The sequence below is a fragment of the Kitasatospora sp. NPDC059812 genome, assembly GCF_042732075.1.
Lineage (GTDB): Bacteria > Actinomycetota > Actinomycetes > Streptomycetales > Streptomycetaceae > Kitasatospora.
In genome coordinates this window covers 29,627-31,565 of the sequence record NZ_JBHWIO010000049.1, presented here as the reverse complement: position 1 = coordinate 31,565, position 1,939 = coordinate 29,627, and the positions used below count along the sequence as shown (strand labels likewise).

At 76.6% G+C, this 1,939-nt stretch carries 1 protein-coding gene; it reads left to right on the top strand.

Annotated features, from left to right (window positions below):
- The first annotated feature begins 282 nt into the window (after positions 1–282).
- Positions 283–1,887 carry a DoxX family membrane protein gene (locus tag ACFV6D_RS23420; RefSeq protein WP_380561018.1) on the top strand — a complete coding sequence of 535 codons (1,605 nt, stop codon included), beginning with the start codon at positions 283–285 and terminating at the stop codon, positions 1,885–1,887.
- The last annotated feature ends 52 nt before the right edge of the window (positions 1,888–1,939 follow it).

The window sequence follows — 1,939 nt, the reverse complement described above, 5'->3', positions numbered from 1 at the left end:
TTGTTCTTTTTTTTATACTACCTTGGTGTGCCAATGCGGGTGGGGGTGGGGGTGGTGAATTTATTATTACGCCTATCCGGGGTTATTCAGGTTGCGGGCCCGACCAGGCCCGATCGCTTTTCTCATGATCATTTCAAGTATGCGCCGGACATCCACTCGGGAGAGTGTCCTAAGCGGTGGTCACCCGGTTAGACGGGCGTGGACACCAGAACACCTCGGCGCCCCCTGTTCGGCGGCGGCAGCACCGGGATAGACGCGGGCCCCGGCCTTGACACGGTCAAGGTGCCGTCCGACCCCGCGCGCCTCAGCATCACCCAGGCGAGCTTCCGGCTCCGGCTCGGCGCCCCGGTGGCGCCGCTGATCGAGGCCCCGGCCGGACTGCTGTCCACCGGCGCCGCGTTCGGCGACCCGTACGCCAACCAGGGCCTGATCCGCCGTCCGCTGGTCACCCCGCAGGTCGTCGTGCCCGCCTCCGCCGTCCCGGCGCTCGCGGGGGCCGCCGGGGGCGGTGCGCCGCGCCGCAAGGGCCGGGTCACCGCCGTCACCTGGACCGGGCAGGCGCCCCCCGGGGACCTCGCGGCCACCCAGCTGCTGGACGCCGTCCGGCTCACCGGCTCCGGGCCCGACGGCGGCGGCCCGGGCATGTCGGACACTCGGGTGATCCCGTCCTACTCGGGCGCCCGGACCGTCCCGCGCCAGCCGCGGGAGGGAGCCGGCACCGCCACCGACGCGGGCATCGGCCCGGTCGGCGCACCGCAGGGCTGGACCCCGAGCGGCGAGCTGCCCGAGGTCTCCGCTACGGCCGCCGAGGGCAAGCCGCCCTGGTACCCCGGCCGCCGGGTCGACCTCGGCCTGGTCCTGCTGCCGCTGCGCGCCGTCCTCGGCTCGCTGTCCGTCTACGCCGGGTTCAGCAAGCTCTGCGACCCGGTCTACTTCGACGGCGGCGAGCGCGGCTCGATGATGCGCTGGCTCGCCTCGCTGCACCCCTGGAAGGTCGCCGAACCGCTGCTGGCCTTCGCCATGGCGCACCCGGTCGGTGCCGGCCTGGTGGTGTCGTTCACCCAGGTCGTGGTCGGCGTGCTGACCGTCCTCGGCCTCTGGCAGCGGCTCGCGGCCGGAGCGGCGATGCTCCTCTCCGCCGCGCTGCTGTTCACCGTCAGCTGGCGGGCCGTACCGGTCTACGACACCCCCGACCTGATCTTCCTGGCGGCCTGGAGCCCGCTGCTGATCGCCGGAGCGCCGTTCGCCTCCCTGGACGGGCGGCTCAACCTGGAGGCCTGGCGGCGCTACGGCGCCGACGCGCCCGCCGCGCTGCGCCGCCGGGTGCTGCGCCGCGGCACGGTGGTCACCACGGTCGTGGTCGGGGCGACCCTGCTGCTCGGCTCGATGCTCGGCGCGGCGGTGCGCACCGGGGCCCGGACGCACCAGGCGCCGGCCCGTCCGGCCACCGACTACGGCACGCCGGTCTGGCCCAGCGGCGCCCCGACCGGCACCCCGGGCGGCCAGGGCTCGTCCACCTCGCCCTCGCCCTCGCCCGCCCCGCGCCCGGCCGCCCCCACACCGGGCCCGACCACCCCGCCCTCCTCCGCCCCGGCCACCCGCCCGGGCAGCCCGACGCCGAGCGGCAAGGGGCACTCCGCCAAGGCGGAGACCGGGGCCGGCACGACCCCGTCCGCCGCCGCGCCGTCCGCCGTCGCGTCGTCGGCCGGTTCCTCGCCCGCCCAGCGCAGCACCCCGCCCCCCGCCGGAACGGGGGCGGCGTCCAAGCCCAGCCCGAGCTCCGGGGCGAGCCCCGGGCTGCTCGGCGGGGTGCTGGGCAGCGGCCCGCTCGCCGACCTGTCCGGCGGCGCCCGCTCCTCCCGTCCGGGGGCGCCCACGTCCACCTGACGGCCCGCGGACGCGGCTGGGGGGGGCTGGGGGGCGCGGTGGCGGGGGCGCG